At 70.0% G+C, this 24,459-nt stretch carries 19 protein-coding genes; 6 read left to right on the top strand and 13 right to left on the bottom strand.

Annotated elements, in window-relative coordinates; all coding sequences use genetic code 11:
* Positions 1-25: 25 nt before the first annotated feature.
* The 9 genes from gspG to VZQ01_RS03770 all read right to left on the bottom strand — a co-directional run bounded on the left by gspG (position 26) and on the right by VZQ01_RS03770 (position 12,937).
* Positions 26-454, bottom strand: coding sequence for a type II secretion system major pseudopilin GspG (gene gspG / locus VZQ01_RS03810; protein ID WP_223746643.1), 429 nt, complete (start codon positions 452-454; stop codon positions 26-28).
* Positions 455-680: 226 nt separating this feature from the next.
* Positions 681-1,937, bottom strand: a complete 1,257-nt coding sequence (gene gspF, locus VZQ01_RS03805; protein WP_223746644.1) for a type II secretion system inner membrane protein GspF — start codon at positions 1,935-1,937, stop codon at positions 681-683.
* Between the two features lie 40 nt (positions 1,938-1,977).
* Entirely contained in the window at positions 1,978-3,792 is a 1,815-nt protein-coding gene (gene gspE, locus VZQ01_RS03800) for a type II secretion system ATPase GspE (RefSeq protein ID WP_223746645.1), read from the bottom strand.
* A gap of 5 nt (positions 3,793-3,797) precedes the next feature.
* Positions 3,798-6,410, bottom strand: coding sequence for a type II secretion system secretin GspD (gene gspD / locus VZQ01_RS03795; protein ID WP_223746646.1), 2,613 nt, complete (start codon positions 6,408-6,410; stop codon positions 3,798-3,800).
* Positions 6,411-6,434: 24 nt separating this feature from the next.
* On the bottom strand, positions 6,435-7,337 hold the full coding sequence (gspC, locus tag VZQ01_RS03790) for a type II secretion system protein GspC (RefSeq protein WP_046712766.1): 903 nt from the start codon (positions 7,335-7,337) through the stop codon (positions 6,435-6,437).
* Positions 7,338-7,532: 195 nt separating this feature from the next.
* On the bottom strand, positions 7,533-8,924 hold the full coding sequence (locus VZQ01_RS03785) for a sigma-54-dependent transcriptional regulator (protein ID WP_141323066.1): 1,392 nt from the start codon (positions 8,922-8,924) through the stop codon (positions 7,533-7,535).
* 33 nt (positions 8,925-8,957) lie between these two features.
* On the bottom strand, positions 8,958-9,968 hold the full coding sequence (locus tag VZQ01_RS03780) for a ParB/RepB/Spo0J family partition protein (RefSeq protein WP_426746925.1): 1,011 nt from the start codon (positions 9,966-9,968) through the stop codon (positions 8,958-8,960).
* Between the two features lie 125 nt (positions 9,969-10,093).
* Positions 10,094-11,440 carry a TldD/PmbA family protein gene (locus tag VZQ01_RS03775; RefSeq protein WP_426746924.1) on the bottom strand — a complete coding sequence of 449 codons (1,347 nt, stop codon included), beginning with the start codon at positions 11,438-11,440 and terminating at the stop codon, positions 10,094-10,096.
* Positions 11,441-11,458: 18 nt separating this feature from the next.
* Positions 11,459-12,937: a TldD/PmbA family protein gene (locus VZQ01_RS03770; RefSeq protein ID WP_426746923.1), complete on the bottom strand. Its 1,479-nt coding sequence runs from the start codon at positions 12,935-12,937 to the stop codon at positions 11,459-11,461.
* Between the two features lie 254 nt (positions 12,938-13,191).
* Here VZQ01_RS03770 and VZQ01_RS03765 point away from each other — a divergent pair, with 254 nt between their 5' ends.
* From VZQ01_RS03765 to VZQ01_RS03755, 3 genes are read left to right on the top strand one after another with little or no spacing between them, the layout of a single operon-like run.
* The gene (locus VZQ01_RS03765) at positions 13,192-15,210 is read left to right on the top strand and encodes an FHA domain-containing protein (RefSeq protein WP_223746650.1); all 2,019 of its coding nucleotides are present in this window, start codon (positions 13,192-13,194) and stop codon (positions 15,208-15,210) included.
* A gap of 37 nt (positions 15,211-15,247) precedes the next feature.
* On the top strand, positions 15,248-16,579 hold the full coding sequence (locus VZQ01_RS03760) for a cyclic nucleotide-binding domain-containing protein (protein ID WP_223746651.1): 1,332 nt from the start codon (positions 15,248-15,250) through the stop codon (positions 16,577-16,579).
* Between the two features lie 7 nt (positions 16,580-16,586).
* Entirely contained in the window at positions 16,587-17,081 is a 495-nt protein-coding gene (locus tag VZQ01_RS03755) for a hypothetical protein (protein WP_046712773.1), read from the top strand.
* A 241-nt stretch (positions 17,082-17,322) separates the two neighbouring features.
* Here the strand turns inward: VZQ01_RS03755 and VZQ01_RS03750 are convergent, their stop codons facing one another.
* Complete coding sequence (locus VZQ01_RS03750; protein WP_426746922.1) at positions 17,323-18,903, bottom strand: tetratricopeptide repeat protein; 1,581 nt, start codon at positions 18,901-18,903, stop codon at positions 17,323-17,325.
* A 92-nt stretch (positions 18,904-18,995) separates the two neighbouring features.
* Between VZQ01_RS03750 and VZQ01_RS03745 the strand changes: the two genes are divergently transcribed.
* Positions 18,996-19,967, top strand: a complete 972-nt coding sequence (locus tag VZQ01_RS03745; protein ID WP_426746921.1) for a homoserine kinase — start codon at positions 18,996-18,998, stop codon at positions 19,965-19,967.
* A 4-nt stretch (positions 19,968-19,971) separates the two neighbouring features.
* On the opposite strand, the gene VZQ01_RS03740 is transcribed toward VZQ01_RS03745, so the two are convergent.
* The 3 genes from VZQ01_RS03740 to VZQ01_RS03730 all read right to left on the bottom strand — a co-directional run bounded on the left by VZQ01_RS03740 (position 19,972) and on the right by VZQ01_RS03730 (position 23,465).
* Positions 19,972-20,439 (bottom strand): nuclear transport factor 2 family protein, encoded by a 468-nt coding sequence (locus VZQ01_RS03740; protein ID WP_223783075.1) that lies wholly within the window; start codon positions 20,437-20,439, stop codon positions 19,972-19,974.
* Between the two features lie 72 nt (positions 20,440-20,511).
* On the bottom strand, positions 20,512-21,039 hold the full coding sequence (locus tag VZQ01_RS03735) for a hypothetical protein (RefSeq protein ID WP_223746654.1): 528 nt from the start codon (positions 21,037-21,039) through the stop codon (positions 20,512-20,514).
* 65 nt (positions 21,040-21,104) lie between these two features.
* Complete coding sequence (locus tag VZQ01_RS03730) at positions 21,105-23,465, bottom strand: hypothetical protein (RefSeq protein WP_426746920.1); 2,361 nt, start codon at positions 23,463-23,465, stop codon at positions 21,105-21,107.
* A gap of 25 nt (positions 23,466-23,490) precedes the next feature.
* Here VZQ01_RS03730 and plpQ point away from each other — a divergent pair, with 25 nt between their 5' ends.
* Together plpQ and VZQ01_RS03720 are read left to right on the top strand one after the other, a co-directional pair.
* Positions 23,491-23,892, top strand: a complete 402-nt coding sequence (gene plpQ, locus VZQ01_RS03725) for a motility regulator PlpA (RefSeq protein WP_046712779.1) — start codon at positions 23,491-23,493, stop codon at positions 23,890-23,892.
* Entirely contained in the window at positions 23,889-24,443 is a 555-nt protein-coding gene (locus VZQ01_RS03720) for a DUF192 domain-containing protein (RefSeq protein ID WP_267696798.1), read from the top strand. Before plpQ ends, VZQ01_RS03720 begins: the two co-directional genes overlap by 4 nt.
* The last annotated feature ends 16 nt before the right edge of the window (positions 24,444-24,459 follow it).

Below are 24,459 nucleotides of genomic sequence, written 5' to 3'. Positions count from 1 at the left end.
TCAACACACGAGGCGCGCCGGTTCTTCACTTGGTGGCGGCCCCGTCCGCGGACGAGATGTCCGCGTCGTTGCCCTCACCGCCGGCCGTGCCGTCCGCGCCGTAGGAGATGATGACGGGCTTGCCGCCCTCGTTGAGGTACACGTAGTCGTTGTTCCACGGGTCCTTCGGCATCGACTCCAGCGACTGCGTCTCCACCAGCGCGTTGAGGCCCGCCGACGTGTCCGGGTACTTGCCCTTCTTCGTGTAGTAGAGCTTCAGCGCACCCTGGATGTTCTTGATGTCCAGGGCCGCCCGGTCCCTTCGGGCCGCCTCGAGCTGGGGAATCACCGCCACGCCGACGGCGGCGGCGATGAGGCCGAGGATGGTGATGACCACCATGATTTCGATGAGCGTCATGCCCCGGCGGTTGCGGCGGCGGCGCTGCTGCTGGGTGTTCTGGTTCGTCTTGTTCATGTCTCTCACCTCGGGGTGACTTTCTGGCAAGCCACCGCTTCGTGTTCTGGACTTCCTGTCAGGGGACCCGGGGGACGTCCACCACTCCGGGAGGGGGCACGGCGGCCCGGGGGCCGTACAGCCGGGCCCCCACCGTCACCAGCGCCGCGGCGACGGCGATCATCGCCGCCAGCGTCACACGCTGAATCCAACGGTCTAACGTCTCATTCGTCATGGGCGTCGCACCTCACCGGATGGCCGAGTTCACCTGGAGGATCGGCATCAGGATGGAGAGCGCGACGAATGCAATCACCGCGCCCATCACCACGATGAGCAGGGGCTCGAGCAGCGAGGTGAGGGCGCCGATGCGCACGTTCACCTGCGTCTCGTAGTTGTCCGCCACGTTGGTGAGCATCTCCTCGAGCTGACCGGAGCGCTCGCCGATGGCGACCATGTGGTAGACGAGCGGCGGGAACTCCCCGGAGCGCTTGAGCGGGTTGGCGATGCTCTCGCCCTCGCGGATGGAGTCGCGGGCCTTCTCCACCACCTCCGCCAGCACGGTGTTCGTCATCACCGCCTTGACGATGTCCATGGCCGCCAGGAGCGGGACGCCGCTCTTGAGCAGCGTGGACAGCGTGCGGGCGAAGCGGGAGATGGAGAGCAGCCGCACCAGGTTGCCCACGACGGGCGCCTTGAGCGTGAAGCGGTCCCACTTGGGCTTGCCCTTGGGGCTCACCGTCCAGCGCATGAACAGCCAGCCGCACAGCACCATCACCGGGACGGCGATGAACCACCAGTCCTGGAAGAAGTTGCTCGTGGCGATGAGCATCCGCGTGCTCAACGGCAGCGTGGCCTTCATCGTCTCGAAGATCTTCGTCACCTTCGGGACGACGAACACCATCAGCGCCACCAGGATGCCGCCGCCCACCACCATCATGATGGCGGGGTAGAGCATGGTGCTCAGGATCTTCTGCTGCAGCCGGGCCTGGTTCTCCGTGAAGTCGGCCAGGCGCGTGAGCACCGCGTCCAGGGCGCCGGACGCCTCGCCCGCGCGCACCATGTTCACGTAGATGCTGGGGAAGATCTTGGGGTGCTGTCCCAGCGCGTCCGCCAGGGACGAGCCCTCGTTGACGCGCTGCTTGATGTCGGAGAGGGCGCGCTTGAAGCGCTCCTTCTCCACCTGGTCCACCAGGGCGGTGAGCGACTCGACCAGCGTGACGCCGGCGCCCAGCAGCGTGGACAGCTGCCGGGTGAAGATGGCCACGTCGTCGGTGTTGACGCGGCCCCGGCCCAGCTTGCGCAGGTCGATGTCGCGCGCCACCTGCGCGGCGTTGGCGCCCTTGGACACCGCGCCCCGGCTGCCCTCCGCCTGGGCGAGCACGTCCGTGAGGAAGATGCCGTCGGCGCGCAGCTTGGAGCGCAGCGTCTTGGGCGAGTCGGCTTCCAGCAGGCCCTTGATCTGCTTGCCCGCGGAGTTGAGACCTCTGTACTCGAAGACCGGCATGGCTCGATGACCCCGGCCCCTCCCAGGGAGGAGCTGTCGGTTACATGTCCTCCTGGGTGATGCTCAGCACCTCGGCGATGGTCGTCTCCCCCAGCGCAATCTTGCGCGCGCCGTCCTCGAGCAGGGTGATCATCCCCTTGGAGGTGGCGGACTTCTTGATGGTGGAGGCGTCCACGTTCTTCAGTACGAGCTGGCGCACGTCGTCGTCCACGGGCAGGAACTCGTAGATGCCCGTGCGGCCTCGGTAGCCGTTGCGGTTGCAGGTGGGGCAGCCGACGGCCTTGTAGATGCGCTCGGTGCCGTAGCGCTCCTTGAAGGAGGCGCGCGAGTGGCCGATCTCCTTCAGCTCCGCGTCCGTGGGCTGGTAGGGCGCGCGGCAGTCCGGGCACACGCGGCGCACCAGGCGCTGGGCGAGGATGCCCGTGAGCGACGACGCCACGAGGAACGGCTCCACGCCCATGTCCACCAGACGGGTGACGGCGCCGGCCGCGTCATTGGTGTGGACCGTGGAGAGCACCAGATGGCCCGTGAGCGAGGCCTGGATGGCGATCTCCGCCGTCTCCTTGTCGCGGATCTCACCGACCATGATGACGTCCGGGTCCTGGCGCAGGAAGGAGCGCAGGCCTTGGGCGAAGGTGAGGCCGATCTTGGGGTTGATGGCCATCTGGCCAATCCCCTTGAGCTGGTACTCCACCGGGTCCTCGACGGTGAGGATGTTGAGGTCCGGGGTGTTGATCTTCGACAGCGCGCCGTAGAGCGTCGTCGTCTTGCCGGAGCCCGTGGGGCCGGTGACGAGGATGATGCCGTGCGAGCGCTTGATGACGGCTTCCATGGCGTGGAGCGTCACCTGGCTCATGCCGATCTCCGCCAGGTCCAGCAGCGTCGCCGTCTTGTCCAGCAGACGCATGACGATGCGCTCCCCGTTGGTGGTGGGGATGGTGGACAGACGGATGTCGATGTCGCGGCCGGCCAGCTTGATGCGGATGCGGCCGTCCTGCGGCAGGCGCTTCTCGGCGATGTTGAGCTGCCCCATCACCTTCACGCGGCTGACGATGGCGTTCTGGTAGCGCTTGGGCGGCTTGATGACCTCCTGCAGCACGCCGTCCACGCGGAAGCGCACGAGCAGCTCGCGCTCCATGGGCTCGATGTGGATGTCGCTCGCGCGCTCCTTGGCGGCGCGGAAGAGCACCGAGTTCACCAGCCGGATGACCGGGGCCTCGTCGTCCGTGTCCAGCAGGTCCTGCGGCTCGTCCAGCTCGTGGGCGATGGCGTCCAGGTCCTGCGTCTCCATCTCGTCGACCAGCTGCTCGGCCTCGTTGATGGATCGGTCATAGACGCTGTTGATGGCGTCGGTGATGGTGGTGTCGAGCGCCAGCCGGGGGCTGATGCTCTGGCCCAGCAGCAGCCGCGCGTGGTCCAGCGCGGACGTGTCCAGCGGGTCCGCCACCGCCAGGACCACGCTGTCGTTCTCCAGCGACAGCGGGAGGATGTGCGCCTGCTTGGCGAAGTTGATGGGGATGCGCTTGACCAGCTCCGCGTCCACCTCTTCGGTGAAGATGCGCGCCAGGTAGGGCAGGTCCAGCTGGTGTCCCAGCGCCTTGGCGACGTCCTCGGCGCTGACCGCCTTGAGCCCCACCAGGACCTCACCGATGCGTCCGCCCTTCTCCTCCTGGAGGGCGAGCGCCTCGCGCAGCTTCTCCTCGGTGAGCGAGGGGACGAGCGCGCGGAGGATCTCCCCCAGAGGCCTGCCGCACAGGAAGGCCTGGCCGTGGGAGACGACCTGGGTGGAGTCGTTCCGGGCAGGGGCCGCGCCGGACGCGGCGGTGGCGAGAGTGGGGTCTGCGGTCACGTTCATGGGCTCTATTCCCCGGTCTCGGGCTGGATGCGCAGGCGCTCGGGCGACGCGTCTCCGGTGGACTCCGGAGCCGGCGCTTCGGGCGTCTGCGGCGCCGGAGTCGCGGGGGCTGACTCTTCGGAACCGGCGGGAGGCAGCGGCGCTTCCCGCACCTCGGGCTCGGGCGACACGGGGGCCGGGCCCCGCGCGGGCGGCACGCTGTTCGAGCGGCCGGCCGGCGGGGTGTTGGAGCGGGACGGCGCCGACGAGTTCGGCGAGATGACGCGCTCACCCGACACGCCCGGGCCGCCATTCTCCGCGCGCTGGCGCTCGCGCAAGACGGCCTGGTTCATCTTGGACAGCGGGCCGGGCTTGCGGCTGAAGTCCACCGCCACGTCGTAGCCGGGCACCTGGCCGTAGAACTGCTCCACGAACTGCTGACGCTCCTTCATCTTGCGCTCGAAGATGACGCGGAAGTCCTCGGGGCCCCGGATGATGTAGGGCGTCAGGAACAGGAGCAGGTTCGTCTTCGTCTTCTTGCGCGTCGTCTCGCGGAAGAAGTTGCCGATGATGGGGATGTCGCCCAGCACCGGGACCTTGGTGACGGACTCGATGGTGCGGTCCTGCATGATGCCGCCCAGCACCACCGTCTCCTGGTCCTTGGCGATGACGGTCGTCTTCGCGCTGCGCTTGCTGGTGGTCGGGCCGAGCACCGCGTCGTTGGAGGCGATCTCCTCCGTCTGCTCGGTGATGACCATGCGGATGTAGTCGCTCTCGTTGATCTGCGGCTTCACCGTCAGCTTCAGCTCCACGTTCTGACGCTGGATGGGCGCGTACAGCGAGCCCAGGCCGCCCAGCGCGCCGAGCAGCGACGTGTTCAGGCCGCCCGCGCCGCCGGCGGTGCCGGTGCCCACGCCCGTGCCCAGCGACGAGGGCGAGAAGCCGGACTGGAAGGGCACGTTCTGGCCCACGGTGATCTCCGCCTCCTCGTTGTCGCTGGTGAGGATGTGCGGCGTGGACAGCACGTTCACGTCGGAGCTCTGCTGCATCGCGTGCAGCACCACGCCGAAGGCGGGGATGTCCAGGCCCAGCTTCTCCAGCGCGGGGATGACGGGGCCCTGCAGGCCCGCGAGGAAGCCGCCGAAGGACGCCAGGTTCGCCAGGCTCAGCGACGGGGGCAGGCCCGAGCCGGTGTTGTTGGTGCCGATGAGGCCGGGCACCGCGCCGTCATCCGTCTGCAGCGAGAAGCCGCTGTGCAGGTTGACGCCGTACTCGGCATTGCGGTCCAGGTTCACCTCCATGATGACGGCCTCGACGAACACCTGGCGACGGGGCGTGTCGAGCTGCTGGATGACCTGGACGATGTTCTTGTAGTCCGACTGGCTGGCGACGATGACGAGCGAGTTGGTGCCCTTGTCGGCGGAGATCTTCACCTCGCCGCTGAAAAGCTCCGCGGCCTGCGTGGGTGCGTTGCCGCGCGGCATGCCCGGGGGGAGGTTGGGGGCGCCCGGCGTGCGGGGACGGTTGGCCGTGCCCTGCGCCAGCGACTGCAGCGTGCTCGCCAGCTCCTCCGCGTTGGCGTTCTCCAGGTAGTAGACGTTGATGCGGCCGCCCGTGCCGGACGGGATGTCGAGCTGGGTGACGATCTCCTGGATGCGCTCGAACGCGGCGGGGCTCGCCACGATGATGAGCTTGTTGGTGCGCTCGTCCGGGATGATCTGCGACAGCGTCACCGGGCCACCGGCGGACTCGCCGCCCTGGGAGGGCTGGGCGACAATCTCACCGCCGGGCTGACCCGCGGGCGGCACGCCCTGGGTGAAGTTGCCGGGGCGGGTGGCGCCGGGGCGCGCGCCCTTGCTCTCGAACAGCTTCTGCACCGTGCCGGCCACGTCCTGGGCGCTCGCGTACTGCACCTGGATGACGCGCAGCTCGTCGCTGGCGGCGCGCGAGTCCAGCTGGTTGATGAGCCGCTCCAGGCGGTGGATGTTGGAGCCCACGTCGTTGACGATGATGGTGTCGGGCGGGTACGGGATGGTGTCGCCGTCCTTGGACACCAGCTGCTGCAGCACGCCGCGCAGCGGCTCCACCTCCACGTTGCGGATGCGGAACAGCTTGGTCACCATCTGCTCGTTGGTGGTGTACGGCTGGCCGTCCTCGACGATGGTGGGGATGGGGTTCTGCTTCGCCGAGCGCTTGTCGACGATCTTCATGAAGCGGCCGTACTGGTAGACGGCCAGGCCGTTGGCGTCGAGCGAGGCGAGGAACGCGGAGTAGAACGCGTCCGCGTCCACCTCCACGCGGCCGTTCTCCGGGCCGATGATGGAGATCTTCCCGCGCACGTTCTCCGGGAGGATGAACGTGCGGCAGGTGGCGTCCGCCACCGTCTGCACCAGCTTCTCGATCTCCACCTTGTCGAAGTAGATGCCGTAGCGCGCGTTGCGCCGGGCCTCCTCGCACGTGGGCGTACGGCGGGGCCCTTGATTGGCCTCCTCGGCGGCGCCGGGGGACTGGGGCGTGATGGTCCGCTCACCGGGCGCGGAAGGCGCGGAGGTGCCGGGCGGGGTGGGGCGGCGCTGGGCCTGCGCGGGGACGGCGAGCGCGAGGCACAGGCAGAGCATCCAGGACGGGAGCGTCTTCATGGAGGAGCGGGCGCGACGTGGGGTTTAACGGACGTTGTAGGACTTGCGGATCGGCGCGCCGTTGCGCTCGATCTCGATTTCGATGCGGGAGGAGTCCTTCATCTTCGAGTAGACCTCGAGCGCCTTCTCGGGGCTGTTGAGGTCGAACCCGTTGATGCGGCGGATGACGTCGCCGTTCTGGACGCCGATCTTCGAGTAGATGGAATCCGGGCGGATGGAGAAGAGCTTGAACCCCACCGCCTGACCGTCCTTGAAGGCCGGAACGATGCGCGCCTGCATGGCCACGTCGTTGAGGTTGTTGAGCGTCTTGTCGATCTCCGCGCGCGGCACTTCGTACTCGTTGTCGCTGACGGCGCGGATGCCGCTGGGGGACGCGGTGTTGGTCTGCGCCACCGGAGGCGTCGGCGGGGTGAAGGCCTGGGCGCCGTCACCCGGGTTGCCGTCGATGAACTCCTTGCGGCCCCCGTTGAGGATGATGACGCGCTCACGCTCGATTTCGAGCACGGTGGCGCCCTGCAGGGCGTTGCCCACCATGTACGTCTGCGAGCGCTGCGTCACCATGTCCTGGACCGACGCGAAGGACCAGTCCGGGTTGCTCGCGACGAGCGTGCCGAGCAGCTTCACCCTGAGGCCGCTCTTCACCGGGGCGGCGTTGGGGTCCACCTCCGGCGTCGTGGGCTCCCTCACCGCGACTTCCGGCTCGGGAATCTTGATGCCCGTCACCCGCGACAGGCCCTCCATGTCCGGCAGCGCGAGCGCCGCCTGCGCGGGCCGGTTCGTCGGCGCACGCGCGGTGGCCCCCGAGGACGGCACGGGGGAGATGGAGGATTCGACGAACAGGTTCACCGTCTTCGCCGCCAGCAGCGCGACGAGGAGGATGAACAGCAGGTTCACCGTCCAGAAGTATTTGCGAAAGAAGAGTTCCATCACGCTTCCGAGAAGAAAGCCGGACCCGGGAAGAGCAAGGCAGGTGCCACCCTCGGGTCAGACGGGCCATCCCAAGGGGACGGCCAAGCACGCGTAATTATTCCGAAAAGGGCGGGCACCCCAGGCAGGGGAGCGGGCTGCTCCAGGGCTTGGGACAAATTGTCAAAGCAGGGTGGGGGCCTTTGTGACGGCCTGTCAGTCGTCGCTTCCGGCGGAGGGCTCGCCGCCGGAGGACTGCTCGCGCTCCAGCTTGCGGTAGATGGTGCGGGCGGCGATGCCCAGCAGCCGGGCGGCCAGCGTCTTGTCGCCCTTGGTGTGGCGCAGCGTCTCGTGGATCACCCGGCGCTCCACCTCCTCCATGGGCGTGCCGATGGGGATGACCAGCTGGGTGGCGGCGCCGAGCGGGCCCTTGCGCACCGACTCGGGCAGGTCGCTGGCCTCCAGCACCTCGCCGCGCGCCAGCACCACCGCGCGCTCGACGGCGTGCTCCAGCTCCCGCACGTTGCCGGGCCAGGCGTAGTTCTCCAGCGTCTGCAGCGCCTCCGGCGAGAAGCCGCGCAGCGCCTTGCCGTTCTTCGCGGCGAAGCGGCGCAGGAACGCGTCCGCCAAGAGCGGGATGTCCTCGCGGCGCGAGGCGAGCGCGGGCACGCGGATCTCCACCACGTTGAGCCGGTAGTAGAGGTCCTCGCGGAAGCGGCCCTCGGCCACCTCCTTCTGCAAATCCTTGTTGGTGGCGGCCACCAGCCGCACGTCCACCTTCACCGTCTGGGTGCCGCCCAGCCGCTCGATTTCGCCCTCGGCCAGCGCGCGCAGGAGCTTCACCTGCGCGGGCAGCGGCATCTCGCCGACTTCGTCCAGGAAGAGGGTGCCGCCGTGGGCGCGCTCGAAGCGGCCCTCGCGCCGGGCCACCGCGCCGGTGAAGGCGCCGCGCTCCACGCCGAACAGCTCCGCCTCCAGGATGTTCTCCGGCAGCGCGCCGCAGTTGACGGCGACGAACGCGCCCTTGGCCCGGCTGGAGTACTCGTGCACCGAGCGCGCCGCCAGCTCCTTGCCCGTGCCCGACTCACCCAGCAGCAGCACCGTGGCGGTGGAGGGCGCGGCCTGGCGGATGGTGTCCAGCATGGCGCGGAAGGCGGGGGACTGGCCCACCATGCTGCGCCCGCCCTGGGCGCTCATCTCCGCCAGCTTCGCCTTGAGCGTCTGGTTCTCCGAGACGAGCGCGCGCTTCTCCAGCGCCTTCTGCACCGCCTTCACCAGCGAGTGGCGCTTGAGCGGCTTGGTGATGAAGTCGTAGGCGCCGTCCTTCATCGCCGCCACGGCCGTCTCCACCGTGCCGTAGGCGGTCATCAGCACCACCTCCACGTCGGGGCGGATGGTGCGCGCGGCGCGCAAGAGCTCCTGCCCGTCCATGCCGGGCATCATCAGGTCCGTCACCATCACCGTGACTTCGGGGCGGCGCAAAAGCTCCAGGGCCTCCGTGCCGTTGGCCGCGGAGAGCGTGGCCATGTTCTCCCGCTGGAAGATGCGCGTCACGGAGTCGAGGTTGGCGCGGTCGTCGTCGACGACGAGGACGGTGGAGGTGGTCATGGTGGGGGCCGCACTATGCAATACCCGTTCCCGTCAGGCGTGCTCCTCGTCCGCCTCCACGGGGCCTCCGCCCATGCGGCCGAGGTCCTCGCGCTTGACGGAGTCGACGTTGAACTTGCGCGCGCTGGCGAGCATCCGGTCCACGGTGTCGTCGAAGTCGGGCTTGCCGCCGTTCTTCTTGAAGCGCAGGAAGTTGATGCGCGCGACCACGAAGTTCTTGAGGTAGGGGCTCTGCAGTCCCTTGGCCTTGAGGGAGTCGACGACGGCGACGACGGCGTCATCGAGCTCCAGCAGGCGGTCCGCGCGGGCGTCGCGCACCTTCAGCGCGTCCTCCAGCGGCACGTCCATGAAGTCCTCCACCGCCTTGACGAAGGGGTGGTAGGCGCCCGCGGAGTAGCGGGGGCGCTTCTCGTACGCGGCGCCGAGCGTGATGAAGGCGGGCTCCTCGAACAGGTGCGCGAAGGCGGACTCCTTGCCCGCGCGGCCCGCGCCCACGAGCCCCCGGTACATGCGCACCACCTCGAGCGAGCGCTCCTTGAGGTTGTGGGCCTTCTCCGTGTTGAGCGCGAGGATTTGATAGGCCACGTCCTCGTCGGGCAGCAGCAGCGCGACGATGGCCTTGGCGCCCAGCAGCTTGCTCGCGTGCAGGCGGTGGTTGCCGTTGGGCGTCCAGTAGCGGCCCTCCTTGCGCACGGCGATGACGGGATCCAGGAAGCGGTCCAATCGCTCCATGGCGCTGGCGAGCCGCTTCACGTGGGGCTCGGACAAATCACGCTGGTACGGGGTGGGCTCCACCTTGTCGATGGGCAGCACCGCGAGCACCACCGGATGTCCGCCCAAGGGGTCGCGATAGACGCCGAGCACCTCGCCGCCGTCGGTGCGCACCGCCTCGAGAATCTCCGTGGGGTACTCCACCGAGTCGCTGGCCACGTCCTGGGGAGACAGGCCGCGCGACTTCGGTTCCGCCTTCTTGCGGCGGGGCTTCCTGGGGGCGGCGGCGGGCTTCTTCGCTGCGGCGCTCTTGCGTGCGGACTTCGCTGCCATGGGTGCGTCCTCCTCGCGCTGCGGACGAGTGATGTAGCAGGAGACCCTGACACGTCCTCCCCCAGCGAGTGGGGGAGGAGGAGCGCTCCGGCGTCGCCCACGCTAGGGGGACGCGGCAGGTAGGGCTACCCTCCCGACAGGGTGAGCTGTCGGAAGCGGACAGTGGGCGCGCCCACCGTGCCTCCGCGGAACTGGAGGTCGTTCCCCACGCCGTCCAGGTCCTGGAGCATCTTCAACACGTTGCCCGCCACGGTGACCTCCTGCACCGCGTGCGTCAGCTCGCCGTTCTCAATCCACAGGCCGTTGGCTCCCGCGGACAGCTCGCCCGTGACGGGGTTGGCGCCGTGGCCGAGCAGGGACGTGACGTAGAGGCCCCGGTCCACGCCCTGGATGAGCTCCTCGGGCGAGGCCGTGCCCGCCTCCAGGTAGAGGTTGGTGGTGCCGATGCTCGGCAGCGCGTTGTAGCCGCGCTTGGCGTTGCCCGTGGGCCGCGCCTTCGCCTTGCGCGCGGTGAACGCGTCGTAGAGGAAGCTCGACATGACGCCCCGGTCGATGATGGGCGTGCGCCGCGTGGGCACGCCTTCACCGTCGAAGGGCGCGGTGGCGAGGCCTCGGGGCAGCAGGCCGTTGTCCACCAGCGTGACGTGCTCGGAGGCCAGGCGCTTGCCCTTGAGCGACGCCAGCATGCTGGCCTGCTGGTGCACGGCGTTGCCGCTGGCGGCCTTGGCCACGCCGGACATGAAGGACGCGGTGACGAGCGGGTCGAACAGCACCGGCACCTGCTGCGTCTTCACGCGCCTGGCGCCCAGCATCCGCACCGCGCGACGCGTCGCCTCGCGGCCGATGGACTCGGGCGACTCCAGGTCACCCAGGAAGCGCTTGTAGTCGAGCCAGTAGCCCTTCTGGAGCTGCCCGTCCGCGGCCGCCACGGGCATGGCGTACATGAACACGTACGTGCCCGAGTAGCCTCCGGCCATGCCTTCCGACGACGCGACGTAGACCTCCGACACGAAGTCCCCGGCGCCCACCGCGTTGAAGGTGCTGACGCGCGAGTCCTCCGCGCGGCCCGCCTTCTCCATCTCCAGCGCGGCCTTCACCTTCCAGTCGCCGGGCAGGTTCGCCACGGCCTCGTCGTACAGCGCGCCGGTGTCGCCGAAGCGGCCCAGGTCCCGAGCGCCGGGCAGGCCGTTGAGCTTGTTGGGCGCGGCGGCCTCGGCCAGCTTCAGGGCCTGGTCCACGAGCAGGTCGATGCCCGAGGGCTCGAAGTCCGACGTGAAGGCGAACCCGAGCCGGTCCTTCGTCACCACGCGCAGGCCCACGCCCTTGGCGGTGGACTGGGTGAGGTCCTCGATCTGCCCTTCGCGCACGCGCACGGTGCTCTGGCGGCTGACCTCGATGAAGGCCTCGGCCTGGCGGGCGCCCTTCTTGGTGGCGCGCTGGACGATTCGCTTCGCGAGCTTCTGGTAGTCCATGGTGTCGGTGCTCTCTCTTCAGACCTGGGTTCCGCCGACGGTGACGTTGTCGATGCGCACGGTGGGCAGGCCCACGCCCACGGGCATCGACTGGCCGTTCTTTCCGCACACGCCCATGCCCGGGTCCGGCTGCGGGTCGCACCCCACGCGGGACACGTTCTTGAGCGCCTCCGGCCCCACGCCGATGAGGATGGCGTTCTTCACCGGACGGCCCAGCTTGCCGTCCTCGATTTGATACGCCTCGCTCACCTCGAACACGAAGTTGCCGTTGCTGATGTCCACCTGACCGCCGCCGAACGTGGCGCAGTACAGCCCGCGCTTCACCTCCTTGAGGATGTCCTCGGGGTGGTGGTTGCCCGGCGCGAGGAAGGTGTTCGTCATGCGCGGAATGGGCAGGTGCTTGAAGGACTCGCGCCGCCCGCTGCCGGTGGAGCGCTGGCCCATCAGCTTCGCGTTGAGGCTGTCGTAGAGGTAGCCCTTGAGCACGCCGTTCTCGATGAGGACCTTGCGCTCACCGGGCGTGCCCTCGTCGTCGATGTTGATGGAGCCGCGCCCGCTGGACACCGTGCCGTCGTCGATGACCGTCACCAACTCCGAGGCGACCTTCTGTCCCAGCTTGCCGGCGAACAGCGACGTGCCCTTGCGGATGAAGTCCGCCTCCAGGCCATGGCCCACCGCCTCGTGCAGCAGGATTCCGCTCCAGCCCGGCGCCAGCACCACCGTCTGCGGGCCCGCCGCGCAGTCCACCGCGCCCAGCGTGGCCACCGCCTGCCTCGCGGCCTCGCGGCCCACGTCCTCGGGAGGGAACGTCGCCCAGTGGGTGAAGGGCACCCGGCCTCCGCCGCCGTACGAGCCCGTGCGCCGCTCGTTCTTCTTGCCCTGCGCCACGACCTGGATGGACATGCGGCACAAATCCTGGGTGTCCTCGGTGTAGCGGCCCTCTGTGTTGGCCACGGCGATGCGGCGCGTCTGGTCCACGTAGGCGCCGTTGACCTGCGTCACCCGCGAGTCGAACGCGCGGGCGGCCTTGTCCGCGCGGGTCAGCAGGGAGGCCTTGAGGGACACCTCCACGTCGGCCAGCGGGGTGGGGACGCGGTAGTGGCTGGGCACGGCGATGCGTGAGACGGGGAAGGCCCGCTCGGAGCCGGTTCCCTGGGCGATCATCGCCGCGGTGGAGGCGGCCCGCAGCAGCGCGGGCTCGTCCCAGTCGTCGGAGAAGGCGTAGCCCACCTTGCCCCCGGAGATGACCCGCACGCCCACGCCCTGGATGAGGCCCGTCTGGGCGCTCTTGATGCGCGACTCCTCCAGCACGACGCTGGTGCTGTGGGTGCGCTCCACGTAGACCTCGGCGAAGTCTCCGCCGCGCTCCATGGCCACGACCAGCAGCCGCTCGAGCAGCGCCTGGGGCAGCAGGGGGGCGGGCGCGACGAGGCGGGCCGCCAGGGGGGCGAGCTGGGAGGTGGAGGCACGCCGGGCCGGCGCGGACACTCGGGGCATTTTGCGGGACTCCCTCGGTGAATCGTTGGGGGTGTGGGAACCTACATAGGAGGGGGAAACGTCCTGAGCAACGGACAATGGCCCCGCTTCTTTCCCCAAGGGCGGGCTTGTCGCATTCCCACCGTGGTGGCGCCGCTTTAAGATGCCGGACGTTTCGGAGACCTGGACCCGACCCCATGCCTGCTCGTCCTCCATCCCCCCCTCGCCCTGGTGCCGGAGGTAAGCCCTCATCCCGGGGCCGCCCTCCGCGCGAGGTGTCCTCCGACGAGGACTTCGCCGCGCCACCCTCCGGAGACGAGGGCCAGCCCGACGGCCCCGCCAACCCGGAGCTCTACGGGGACGCCGAGCCGCCGCGCTCGCGCACGGACGAGACGCGGGTGGCCTCGGTGTCCGACGTGCGCGAGGAGTCCCGGCGTCGCCAGGAGGAGGAGGACGACAACGCGGACGCCACGCGCGCCGGGCCGCCGGTGCAGATGCTGGTGCTGGCGGGGCCGGACCGCGGGCGCAAGAAGCGCTTCCAGGGCGTGCGCATGGTGGTGGGGCGCGGCAAGGACTGCGACTTCGTGCTGGATGACCAGTCCGTGTCGCGCCGGCACCTGGAGCTCATCTACGGCCAGGGCGGCGTGGCGATGCGAGACCTGGGCAGCATCTCCGGCACCCAGGTGAATGATCAGCGCGTGGACGAGTGCACCCTGAAGCACGGGGATGAGATCGCCATCGGCAAGACGCGCCTTCGCTTCGTGGACGAGGCGGAGCAGATCAAGGAGCTGCGCGCGCAGGCGGAGGCCCGCGAGGCGGAGGAGAAGCGCGAGCGCGAGGAGGCCGCGAAGGACCGCGACGAGGCGCGCAAGGCGGCGGGTGCGTCCCGGGGCACCGACGTGGACCCGAATGATCCGCGGCTCAACGAGGCGACCAACGCCAACTACCGGATGCCGGACGAGCTGAAGGAGAAGAACCGCGACGCCAGCGGCGTGAAGAAGGGCAAGGGCGCCATCGCGATTCCCCGGCCGCGTCCGCCTCCGCGCAGCGCCGTCACCGGCGGCGGAGGGAACTCGAAGGCGAAGCTGCTCATCGGCGTGGGCGGTGGCGTGGTGGTGCTGCTCATGCTGGGGCTGATGCTCATCCCCTCGGGACCGCCGCCCCCGCCTCCGGTGGACCCCAACGTGGAGCGCTCGAAGCTCCTGATGCAGAAGGCGCGCGAGGCGGTGCGCTCGGACGACTTCGCTGGCGCGGTGAAGCTGGTGGAGGAGGCGGAGAAGCTGCGCCCGGGCGCGGACGACGAAGGCCTGGGCAAGGCGGCGGCGAAGGAGCTGCTCGTGCAGCAGTCCTTCCAGGCCGTGCGCGAGCTCATCGACGCCAACGACTTCGAGGGGGCCCGCCAGAAGCTGTCCGAGACGCCCCAGGGCACCGCCAAGACGGACGACGTGCGGCGCAAGCTGGAGCAGGAGGTCAAGACGAAGGACGAGCTGTGGCGCATCCAGAAGATGGAGGAGGCGCTCGCGGCGCGTGACGTCGCCACGGCCCAGTCGCTGCTGGAGCAGGTGCCGGAGCTCAACCGGCCCGCGTACTCGCAGAAGCTGCAGGACCTGCAGGCGGAGCTGGCCAAGGAGGCCCGGGACAGCGCGGTGCGGGACAGGGCCAGCCGGGAGCGCAACGAGGAGCGGGCCAAGGAGGAGCGCAAGCGCTTCATCGCGGAGGCCTTCACGGACGTGGAGCGGCGCTTCAACGGCGGCGACTACCAGCGCGCGGTGCTCGAGTGCGACCGCGTGGTGGAGAAGTACAAGGCGGACAAGGACGTGAAGGACCGCTCGCGCCAGCTCAAGACGTTGATTCCCCAGTTCCAGCGCGCGCTGGACGACGCGCAGAAGAAGCTCGCGTCCAATGCGCTGGAGTCCGCGTCCAAGCCCCTGCGCCGCGCGGCGGAGCTGTACCGGCAGATCGGCTTCGACGGCTCGCTGGGGCGCACGCTGGACGAGCAGCTCGCGTCGGCGGCGCTGGCGGCGGGGCAGGCGGCGCTGAAGAAGGGCGACCTGGCGGCGGCGGGCAGCAACTTCCGCGAGGCCCTGCGCCTCAACCCGGGAGATCGTCGGGCGCGGGATGGCCTGGACGACCTGAGCAAGAAGGTGGAGGAGCTGTACATGCGCGCGTATATCGAGCGCGACCGGGACCCTCGCTCCGCCGCGGAGAAGTTCAAGGTCGTCATCGAGACGGCGGCCGAGGGTTCGGATACGAAGCGCAAGGCCGAGATGTACCTGAGCGAGATACAGCCGTGAGGCGCTCGCCAACAACGTTCGTACGTGGGGAGATGGGATGAGCGAGTCGTCGCTGCGTGAGCTCGGGATGGACCTCATCGAGGAGCGCCAGTTCGAGCGCGCCCTCGCCGTGTTCGCGGAGGCGGTGCGCCGGGTTCCCGCCGACCACCGCTCCCGGATGATGGCGTCCCGGTGTCTGGCCGAGCTGGGTGAGCGCGAGCGCGCCGTCACGTCGTACCACGCGACGGCCGAGGGCCTCTTGCGTCGCGACTACCTGCTGTCCGCGATGGCCGCGTGCAAGCTGGGGTTGGACCTGGCGCCCAACGAGCGGCGGTTGAAGGAGACGCTGATCCGCGTCCACTCGCGCGCGGTGCGCAGCGCGCCGGGTCGCGCCGTGGTGCCGCCGCCCCTGCCGCCCGAGACGCTGTACGACGGGAAGGTGGAGACGGACCTGATGGGGCTGGCTGGAGAGGAGCTCTCCAACCGCGCCATCGAGGTGCTGGCCGCGCCGGATCCGGGTGGCTCCGCGGATCCGAACAGCCGTCCTCCGCTGCCGCTGTTCGCGGACCTGGACCGGGACGCGTTCATCGACCTGGTGGGCCGCATGGCGTGGCGCCGGGTGCGTCCCGAGGAGGTGGTGAGCCGCGAGGGCGAGCCCGCCGACCACCTCTACGTGCTCGTCGCCGGCAAGGCGGAGGTGACGCGGCAGATGGAGGGTGAGGCGCGCACGCTGGGCTTCCTCGGCGGCGGGTCCATCTTCGGGGAGATTGCTCTTTTGACGGGCGCGCCGCCGACGGCGACGGTGTCCGCGGTGTCCGACACGGAGGTCTTCGAGATTCGCCGCGAGCACCTCAACGCGGTGGCCAAGAGCCACCCGGCGGTGCCGCAGGTGTTGGCGGACTTCGCGCAGCAGCGCATGGCGCGGAACCTGATGGCCACCTCGCCCATGTTCCAGACGCTGCCGGAGTCGGAGCGGGGCGCGCTGCTGCAGCGCTTCACCTTCCGCGCGCTGCAGGGGCACGAGAAGGTGCTGGTGGAGGGCGAGCACTCGCCGGGGCTGTTCCTGGTGCTGGCCGGTGAGCTGGTGGTGCAGAAGGAGGACCCGGCGGGCGGCACGGTGACGCTGGGCGTGCTGCGCGAGGGTGATGTGGCGGGGGAGATTTCGCTGCTGACGGGGCTGCGCGCCTCGGCGACGGTGGTGGCCACGCGCAAGACGGCGGCGGCGTTCCTGGAGCGCAACGCGTTCCATGCGCTGGTGCAGGCGTTCCCGCACATCCGGACGTACCTGGAGCAGCTCTCGGACCGGCGGCTGAAGCAGATTGGCGAGGCGCTGCGGCCCGCCGAGATCATCGACGCGGACGAGCTGGTGCTCGAGCCCGAGGCGGCGTGAGGAGCACATGGTGACGTTGTCGCGTTCGCGGGTGGTGGGCGTGGCGCTGGCGTTGGTGGCGGCCGGAGCGGTGCTCTATTTCTGGCCGCGCCACGAGCCCGGTGTCCCGGAGGCCGTCACCCGTCAGGTCATCACGATGACGCGGGCCGCGGAGGCCAAGGACATCAGCAAGGTGATGGAGGGCGTGTCCGAGCGCTTCAAGACGGACGGCGGCATGGACTCGCGGCAGGTGCGCGGCATCCTCACCGGGCAGGTGCTGCGCGGTCAGTGGGTCCGCATCTTCACCACGAACCTGGAGGTCCACGAGGTCTCGCCCACGCAGGGTGACTTCCAGGCGCGCTTCATCTTCGGCCGCTCGCAGGCGGAGAGCGTCAAGGACCTGGCGGCCGACAGCGTGCTGAACGCGTACCTCATCGAGGGGACATTCGAGAAGGAAGCCGACGGCGAGTGGCGCGTGGTTCGCGCGAAGTACCGGCCGCTCGAGGCGACGGAGTTGCTGTAGCCGCTCGCGGCGGACGTTTCACCGAGACAGGGCGCCGGTTCCACGAGCGCAAGCCCCGGGATGATGCGCGGGGCCAGTTCGTCGCGCGGCGAGCCCTGCCATCGCGTGTGCGGCGGGCGCTTCACTGGAGCAGGGCGCCCGTCTCTTTCAGTCAGGCCACGGCCATCGTGCCTTGGCCCGTCGATGATCGAACCATGCGGGCCTTGTTCGGCGTGCCCTCCGCCCGCGAGTCACAGGCGCTTCACTGGAGCAGGGCGCCCGTCTCGTTCAGCCAGGCCTTGGCCATGGCGCCCTGGCCCGCGGACTCCAGGCCCTTCTTCACTGTGTCGATGCGCGAGGCCAGCTCCTCGCGAGGCATGCCCTGCGCCCGCGCGCGCACCAGCCCGAAGTAGTAGTGCTGGCAGCCCGCCGCGTACGCGCTCTGCGCGAAGAGCAGGTCGCCCATGGCGGTGTATGCCTCCGGCAGTGAGCCCGCGCCCGTGTCCGGCGCGATCACCGCGAGCAGCGCCTTGGCGCCCTCGTAGTCCTTGCGCCGCACCAGCAGCGCACCCTTGGCGTACTGCGCCTTTGCCAGCCCCACGCCCTTGGCGGCGATGGCCTTGTCGTAGGCGACGAGCGCGTCGTCCTGCCGCTCCGCCGCCTCCAGCAGCCCGCCGCGCGCCAGCCAGTAGCGGCCGTCCTGCTCCAGCAGCGGGACCTTCTTCCCGTCCGCGGACGCAACCTGGATGGCCCCGAACGCGCCCTCATACGCATCCAGCAGCGCCAGCGCGCCCGTGGTGTCACCCGAGGCCTGCAAGCTGCGAGCGCCGTCCAGGTAGAGCAGGGGCGCCGTCTTGCGCTTCGCCACCGCGGCCTCGAACGCCCCCCGCGCCTCGGGCACCTTGCGCGCGGCCAGCGCTCGCGCACGTGCGAAGAGGGCATGCACGTCATCCGGCACGGCCTTCAGCGCCGAGTCGGCCTCCTGGAGCGCCTGGTCCGCGGCGCCACGCGACAGCGCGAGCTCCGCCTTCAGCGCCCCAGCGCGTGACGTCAGCGCGGGCGTCAGCTCCGCCTGCTTCTCCTGCGCCGTGGCGAGCGCGCGCTCGGCCTCCTCCAGCTTCTTGCCCTGATACGCGTGCGCCAGCCCCATGCCCAGCCGCGCCATCAGGTGGTCCGGGTTCACGCTCGTCGCCTTCTCGAACGCCTCCACCGCCTGGGCGGGCTGTCCCTCGTCCAGCAGCGCCTCCCCGTACGCCGTGGTGAAGCGCGGATCCCGATACGCGTTTTCCGCCGCGCGGGCGAAGGCCTGACGCGCGCCGGGCAGGTCCCCCTTCGCCTGCAGCGTGAACGCCTGCGCCAGCGTGAGCCGGGGGCTGTTGGCCCCTTGCGCCTGCAGGTCCGCCAGGTACTTCTCCGCCTCGGCCGTCTTGCCCTCCGCGAGCAGATGCAGCGCGCGGGCGCCATGCCGTTCACCGGAGCGCGAGTCGAGCGCCTCGGCCCGGGCCAGATACTCACGGGCCCGCGCATCCGCGCCGGGCTGATGGTGCTCCAGCCACAGCACCGTCTGGATGTCGGCGGCCAGCGCCTGCGCGTCGCGGGCGTCGGAGTCCAACTGGAAGAGCTTCTCCAGCTCCGCCATGGCGCGCGTCAAGTCGGACGGATTGCCTCGCAGCGCGGCGGCGCGGGCCGCGCGCAGGTGCTCCTCCGTCTCCTTTCGCACCGTTCCCCGGTGGACGAAGTAGGCCACGGCGCCCGCGAGCACCACCGCCACCACCGCCACCTGCGCCAGCGCGCTCTTCCAACTCTCGCGTCGCTTCCAGTCGCCGTGACCTTCGGTGCTCATGGACCTGTCTCCCCGCGCTGGAGTTGGATGCTATTAGGTACGCCCCTCGCGGGTGTCAATGGACGGAGCCCGGAGCACGGGAGGAGTGAGCAATGGCGGTCCACACGGTGCTGTCCCCCGACGTCTTCACGCGCATCGCAGAGACCTTCGGGCTGGGAAACGTGCTCGGCGTGACGCCCATCCCCCAGGGCTCCATCAACACCAACCACCGGTTGGAGACCGACACCGGCCGCTACTTCGTCCGCCACACGACGGTGCGCTCCTCGGACGACCTGCGCTTCGAGTCCGCCCTGCTCGCGCACCTGGCCGCGCACCACTTCCCCTCGCCCGTGCAGCTCACCACGCGCGAGGGCGCCACCTTCGTCGAGCTCGCGGGCGGCCGCGTGAGCGTCTTCCGCTGGCTCCCCGGTGAGGAGAAGCGCCACCCGGGCCTCACCGCCGAGCACCTGGAGCGGCTGGGCACCGAGCTGGGCAAGCTGCACCGCGACACCCAGTCCTTCGGCGGCAGCCGCGAGAACCCGTACTCTCCCCAGGTGGTGCGCGGGTGGCTGGTGGAGCTGGCGCGCCATCCGGACCCGACGCTGTCATCGCTCTCAGGGGAGCTGGAGGGGATGCTCACCCACGCGGAGTCACGGCGACAGGGCCTGGAGCCGCTCGGCGTCATCCACGCGGACCTCTTCACCGACAACGTGAAGTGGCTGGGCGACAGCGTGGGCGCCTTCTTCGACTTCGAGATGGCCTGCCGCGAGGCCTATGGCCTGGACCTGGTCATCACGTTGAACGCCTGGTGCTTCGACGGCGGGCAATACCTGCCGGAGCTGTGTCGCGCGCTGGTGCGCGGCTACCAGGATGTCCGCCCGCTGGCCCCGGTGGAGCGCGAGAGCCTCTTCGGCCACGCGCTCTTCGGGGCGGTGCGCTTCACCGCGAGCCGCATCCGGGACTACCACCTGTCCGCGCTGCCCGCGGACAAGCTGGTGCGCAAGGACTACCGCACCTACCTGACCCGGGCCCGCGCGCTCACGGCCATGGGGCCCCAGGGCTACGCGGCGCTCCTGGGGCTGTGAGGCCTCAGATGCCGGTGAGGATCTTCCACTGATTGCCCTCGAGCCGGAACACCATCTGCTCCAGCTCCGCCTCCTTCTGCGGGCGCGAGGTGAGGCCGGGCATCCGGAAGTTCAGCTTCCAGTAGTAGATGGCCGTGGCGATGTCCTTGCCCACCTGGACCTTGCGCACCTCCATCTCCACCTTGGGCGACTGGAGCTGCGGGAAGAGCGTCTCCAGGTACGGGCCCAGGTTCGCCGCGGTGAGGTCGTCCTCGGGATCACTCGGCGTGCCGGCGTCCTCGCGGAAGTCCTTCGACACCAGCGCCTGGATGGCGTGGGCGTCGCGTGCCTCGATGGCAGACCGATAGGCCTCCATCACTGCCAAAATGGCGCGGGTCTCGTCGGTGTCGTCGATTTCAGTGCCGGGGATGCGCTTCGGAGCGCAGGCGGCCAGGAGGGTCAGGGCGCAGATGGCGAGGAAGCGGTAGAGCATGGCGGGGCCTTACGAAGACAATGCGGAGGAAGTCAACCCATTCCCCACGGCCCCGCCTGCACTTCGCGTGCCTCAGCCCTTGCGGATGACCTCGGAGATGAAGCGGTTGAGGACGGGAATCTCGTTGTCGAGGATCTTCAGGCCCTCGCCCTGGATGACCTTCTCGCCGATGAGCGCCAGGGGCTTCATCAGGAAGGGCAGCTTGAGGGAGATCTCACCGTCCAGCGAGCGCTCCGTCTGGCCCGCGCCCAAATCACGGAAGCGCAGCGTGCCCGTGTTCACCAGCATCTTGGAGATGGTGTGGGACGTGGGCACGTTGGTGAACGTGAGCTCCTTGCGGCGCTTGTCGTAGGTGGACGACTCGATGAAGGCGAACCACTCGGGGGGCACGCGCTTGGGGCCGATGCTCTCGATGACGGGCTTGGGGCGGTAGCGCACCCGGCGGCGGACCACGTCACCCTCGGCCTTCACCTCGAGCGGCTGGAGCTCCAGCAGCACGCCATGGTGCTTGAGCAGGAACTCGAAGTACCGCTCGTCGAGGAGCGCGCGCTCCACCTCGTCCACCGTCCCCTGGATTCGCTGCCTCGTCTCGAACCGCATCGCTTCCCTCCTGATGACCTGGCTCGTCGCCGCTGTGTGGGCTGCCTGCCTAGCGGAAAGCGCGGCTAGCGGAAAGCCTGTCGTGGCACGAGCACGCCCCGGAAGGTCTTCTCCTCGAAATCACACCGCTCCACCCACTCCTGGGCGGTGGCCTTGAAGGCCGTGCCGAAGTCCGGGAGGACACCCACCTCGTGGCGCACCGCGCCGCAGTCGCCCGAGAGATAGGAAGCCTCCACCTTCAGGCGCAAGGCCTCGCGGCGCAGGGACAGGGGCAGCGAATCGTCCGACAGCGCACGTTGCAGCGACTCGCCGGCCAGGACGGGGGAGCCCACCTGCTGCAGCCTGCGGCCCAGCAGGTAGTTGAGGTACGGGTCCGAGGGCAGGGCCTGCAGGGCGCGCGACAGGAGCAAGAGCCGCAGCTCCTCCTTGGGCGCCAGGAAGTACGCGTCGATGCCGGCGCGGCGCGCCGTGGACTCCAGCGCGGCGAGCTTCACCTGGGCGGTGCGCGTCAAATCCGGTGTGGCGTCCAGGGCCAGCACCGTGTCCAGGTGGGCGCGGGCCTGCTCGGGACGCTCGCGCCGGGTCTCCACGTCGGCCAGCGCCATGGCCACCTCGGCCTCGGAGACCGTCTGGCCCTTCACCTTGCCCGCGAGCGTGGTGAGCACGGTGGTGGCCTCGTCGTAGCGCTCCAACGCGGAGAGGGCGGCGGCCTCGCCCAGGCGGTAGGCGGGCTCCTCGGGCTGGAGGGTGGCGGCGCGGGTGTAGCGCTCCAGCGCGTCCGACGGGTCCGTCACGAGCGAGGCGCGGGCGGGCTCGGTGAGGCGGGCCACCTCGCGCGCACAGGCGCGGCTGAAGAGGCTGCCGGCGCGGAAGCGCGCGAAGGCGCGGGCCACTGCGGCGTCGTCCAGGGGCAGGGCGTCGACATGTCGCTCCCACTCACCGACGAGCTCGTCGAGGGGCCGCCCATAGGCCTCCTGGAAGTCCGCGTGCGCGTAGAGCGCGCGCAGCCTGTCCGAGCCATAGGTGTCCGCGAGGTACAGGAGGAAGGAGCCCGCCACGGTGTACGCGCGCGCGGGGGCGGATTGGTAGAAGCCCTCCGGCCCCATCAGCTTGCGCATGTCGGGCGCGAGCTTCTGGCGTCGCATGCCCGCGGCCCACTGGTGCAGCGTGAGGTCCCCCTGCGCGGGGCCGTCCGCGGCGACGGCGAACCCCTCGATGACGCCCATGAGGGGCCACAGGCCCAGGCGCGTGGTGACGCGGAAGGGACCGCTGCCAGCGGGCGCGGCCATGACGTGGGCCAGCTCGTGGTGCAGCGTGGAGTGGGGGAAGGGCTTGTCCTGGATGTGCAGCTCGTGGCGCCAGGGCTTCGCGTACTGCGTGCGGCCGGCGCCCACCAGCCGCTGCTTCTCCTCCTCGTTGCGATACAGCCACACGCGGATGCGCTCGGTGGGGGCCACGCCCAGGAAGCGCTGGACCTGCGTCCAGCGGAACTCCATGTCGCGGGCCATCCGGTCCACGTCCTCGCGCGACTTGCCCCGGGGGTAGTGCAGCCGGAAGTGCTCCGTGTCGCGCACGCCGCCCAGCGTCTCGGCCAGGTACGCGTCCGTCATCCGGGTGCGCAGCTGGGGCCCCTTCACCTCCAGGAAGCCGATGGCCACGGCGGGCAGCAGGAGTCCCACGAGCACGCCCACGCGCGGGGCCGCTCGCGACAGGTGCCCCGAGTCCACCTTGAGGAACGCGGTGGCCAGGCCCGCGAGGACCCAGGCCCACAAGAGGGTCTCCAGCCGGAACCAGCCGAGCGCGGGCGTCATCACCAGGGCCTCGTCGTAGAGGGGGCCGGGGAGATGTCCCAGGTAGTGGTTGAAGGCGAAGACCTGGGGCCCGGCGACGATGGGCCACACCGTGGGCACCAACGACAGCAGGACCAGGAGCACATGCATCCCCACGCCCCGGGAGGGACGGCGGGCCCCCAGGCCGCACAGCACCCCCGAGGCCGAGGCCAGCACGGCCGAGGGGAGGGTGAGCATGGGATAGAAACCCACCAGCTCGAATGGATCACACGCGGTGCGCAGCCACGCGAAGACGGTGGAGGTGAGGAAGGGGGGCACCAGCGCCGCCACGTTGAGGACCAGGGCCGCACCCAGGGCGCGGGTCACGGCGGTGCCGGGGGCGTCCGGGCGGAGGGCGCCGGGGGGGCGGGGCTCCTGGCCGAGGAGGATCCGACGCTCCTGGGCGGCGGCGGCCACGCCCGTCCCCCCGCCGAGCAGCCCCACGGCGATGGACAGGGCCAGGCCCAGCTCGAAGCCGGGGACGCCGAAGAGGGGGAGGAGGACGAGCGCCGAGCCTCCGCCCGCCAGGAGGAGCAGGGGGGCCAGGACGGCCGGGCGACGCATCAAGGCGCGGGCACGGGTGAGGACTTGCTCCATGGCCTCCCCTATACTCCCGGGCCGCATGTCCGAACAGAAGACAGGTCCCGAGCACCGCCAGCACGGGCGCGCGCCCATCGAGCTGAAGGTCGACTACAAGAAGCTCAACTCGTTCTTCGCGGACTACACGAAGAACATCAGCAAGGGCGGCACGTTCATCAAGACGAAGAAGCCGCTGCCCATCGGCACGCGCTTCCTCTTCAAGTTGACGGTGCCCCACCGGGAGGCGCCGTTCGAGCTGCTCGGCGAGGTCGTATGGTCCAAGGCGGACGGCGACGAGCCGGGCATGGGCATCCGGTTCATCTACAGCAGCGACACGCAGCGGGTGGAGTTCGAGACCGTGGTGGAGCGGCTCATGTCCGACAGCCTGGGGCCCGAGCTGACCGAGAAGCTGCTCAACAAGCCGCTGCACCCCCAGCACCCATGAAGACCCCGCGTCGGCTCGGCCTGGTCCTCCTGTCGCTCGCGCTCTGCGCCTGTCAGCAGGAGGCGCAGGGCCGGCAGCCCTCGTCCACGCCCCCCGCGCCCGTGAAGCCTCCCGTCACCGATGTCACCGCGAAGGACTACGTGGGCCCCACGCTGCCGCGCGCGCACGTGCGGCTCAAGGACGCCTTCGGGGGCGTGCACCGGGTGGAGGTGGAGGTGGCCGCCACGCGCGACTCGCGAGAGCGCGGGATGATGTGGCGCACGGAGTTCGCCGAGGGCAAGGGGATGCTGTTCCTGTTCCCCCAGGAGTCGATGCAGGGCTTCTGGATGCGCAACACGCTCATCCCGCTGGACATCATCTTCATCACCGCGGACCTGCGCATCGCGGGCATCGTGTCGCGCGCGGTGCCCAGGTCGATGGAGACGCGCTCGGTGGGCGCGCCCAGCCAGTACGTGCTGGAGGTGCCGGGCGGCTGGGCGGAGAAGGTCGGCTTGCGCAAGGGCTCGCCGGTGGAGTTCGAGGGCGTGTCCAACCTCCGCATCGACCCGTGACGCGCGCGACGTTGCT

Origin of the sequence: Myxococcus faecalis (genome assembly GCF_050039385.1) — a bacterium.
Classification (GTDB): domain Bacteria; phylum Myxococcota; class Myxococcia; order Myxococcales; family Myxococcaceae; genus Myxococcus; species Myxococcus fulvus.
This window is presented reverse-complemented; position numbering and strand designations above follow the sequence as displayed.

Excerpts from the sequence above, each read along its gene's own strand:
- VZQ01_RS03785 (WP_141323066.1), bottom strand. The coding sequence starts at position 8,924 with ATGACCACCTCCACCGTCCTCGTCGTCGACGACGACCGCGCCAACCTC.
- VZQ01_RS03750 (WP_426746922.1), bottom strand. The coding sequence starts at position 18,903 with ATGAGCACCGAAGGTCACGGCGACTGGAAGCGACGCGAGAGTTGGAAG.
- gspD (WP_223746646.1), bottom strand. The coding sequence starts at position 6,410 with ATGAAGACGCTCCCGTCCTGGATGCTCTGCCTGTGCCTCGCGCTCGCC.
- gspC (WP_046712766.1), bottom strand. The coding sequence starts at position 7,337 with ATGGAACTCTTCTTTCGCAAATACTTCTGGACGGTGAACCTGCTGTTC.
- VZQ01_RS03740 (WP_223783075.1), bottom strand. The coding sequence starts at position 20,439 with ATGCTCTACCGCTTCCTCGCCATCTGCGCCCTGACCCTCCTGGCCGCC.
- gspG (WP_223746643.1), bottom strand. The coding sequence starts at position 454 with ATGAACAAGACGAACCAGAACACCCAGCAGCAGCGCCGCCGCCGCAAC.
- gspE (WP_223746645.1), bottom strand. The coding sequence starts at position 3,792 with ATGAACGTGACCGCAGACCCCACTCTCGCCACCGCCGCGTCCGGCGCG.
- VZQ01_RS03775 (WP_426746924.1), bottom strand. The coding sequence starts at position 11,440 with ATGGACTACCAGAAGCTCGCGAAGCGAATCGTCCAGCGCGCCACCAAG.
- VZQ01_RS03730 (WP_426746920.1), bottom strand. The coding sequence starts at position 23,465 with ATGGAGCAAGTCCTCACCCGTGCCCGCGCCTTGATGCGTCGCCCGGCC.
- VZQ01_RS03735 (WP_223746654.1), bottom strand. The coding sequence starts at position 21,039 with ATGCGGTTCGAGACGAGGCAGCGAATCCAGGGGACGGTGGACGAGGTG.
- VZQ01_RS03780 (WP_426746925.1), bottom strand. The coding sequence starts at position 9,968 with ATGGCAGCGAAGTCCGCACGCAAGAGCGCCGCAGCGAAGAAGCCCGCC.
- VZQ01_RS03760 (WP_223746651.1), top strand. The coding sequence starts at position 15,248 with ATGAGCGAGTCGTCGCTGCGTGAGCTCGGGATGGACCTCATCGAGGAG.
- gspF (WP_223746644.1), bottom strand. The coding sequence starts at position 1,937 with ATGCCGGTCTTCGAGTACAGAGGTCTCAACTCCGCGGGCAAGCAGATC.
- VZQ01_RS03720 (WP_267696798.1), top strand. The coding sequence starts at position 23,889 with ATGAAGACCCCGCGTCGGCTCGGCCTGGTCCTCCTGTCGCTCGCGCTC.
- VZQ01_RS03755 (WP_046712773.1), top strand. The coding sequence starts at position 16,587 with ATGGTGACGTTGTCGCGTTCGCGGGTGGTGGGCGTGGCGCTGGCGTTG.
- VZQ01_RS03745 (WP_426746921.1), top strand. The coding sequence starts at position 18,996 with ATGGCGGTCCACACGGTGCTGTCCCCCGACGTCTTCACGCGCATCGCA.
- VZQ01_RS03770 (WP_426746923.1), bottom strand. The coding sequence starts at position 12,937 with ATGCCCCGAGTGTCCGCGCCGGCCCGGCGTGCCTCCACCTCCCAGCTC.
- plpQ (WP_046712779.1), top strand. The coding sequence starts at position 23,491 with ATGTCCGAACAGAAGACAGGTCCCGAGCACCGCCAGCACGGGCGCGCG.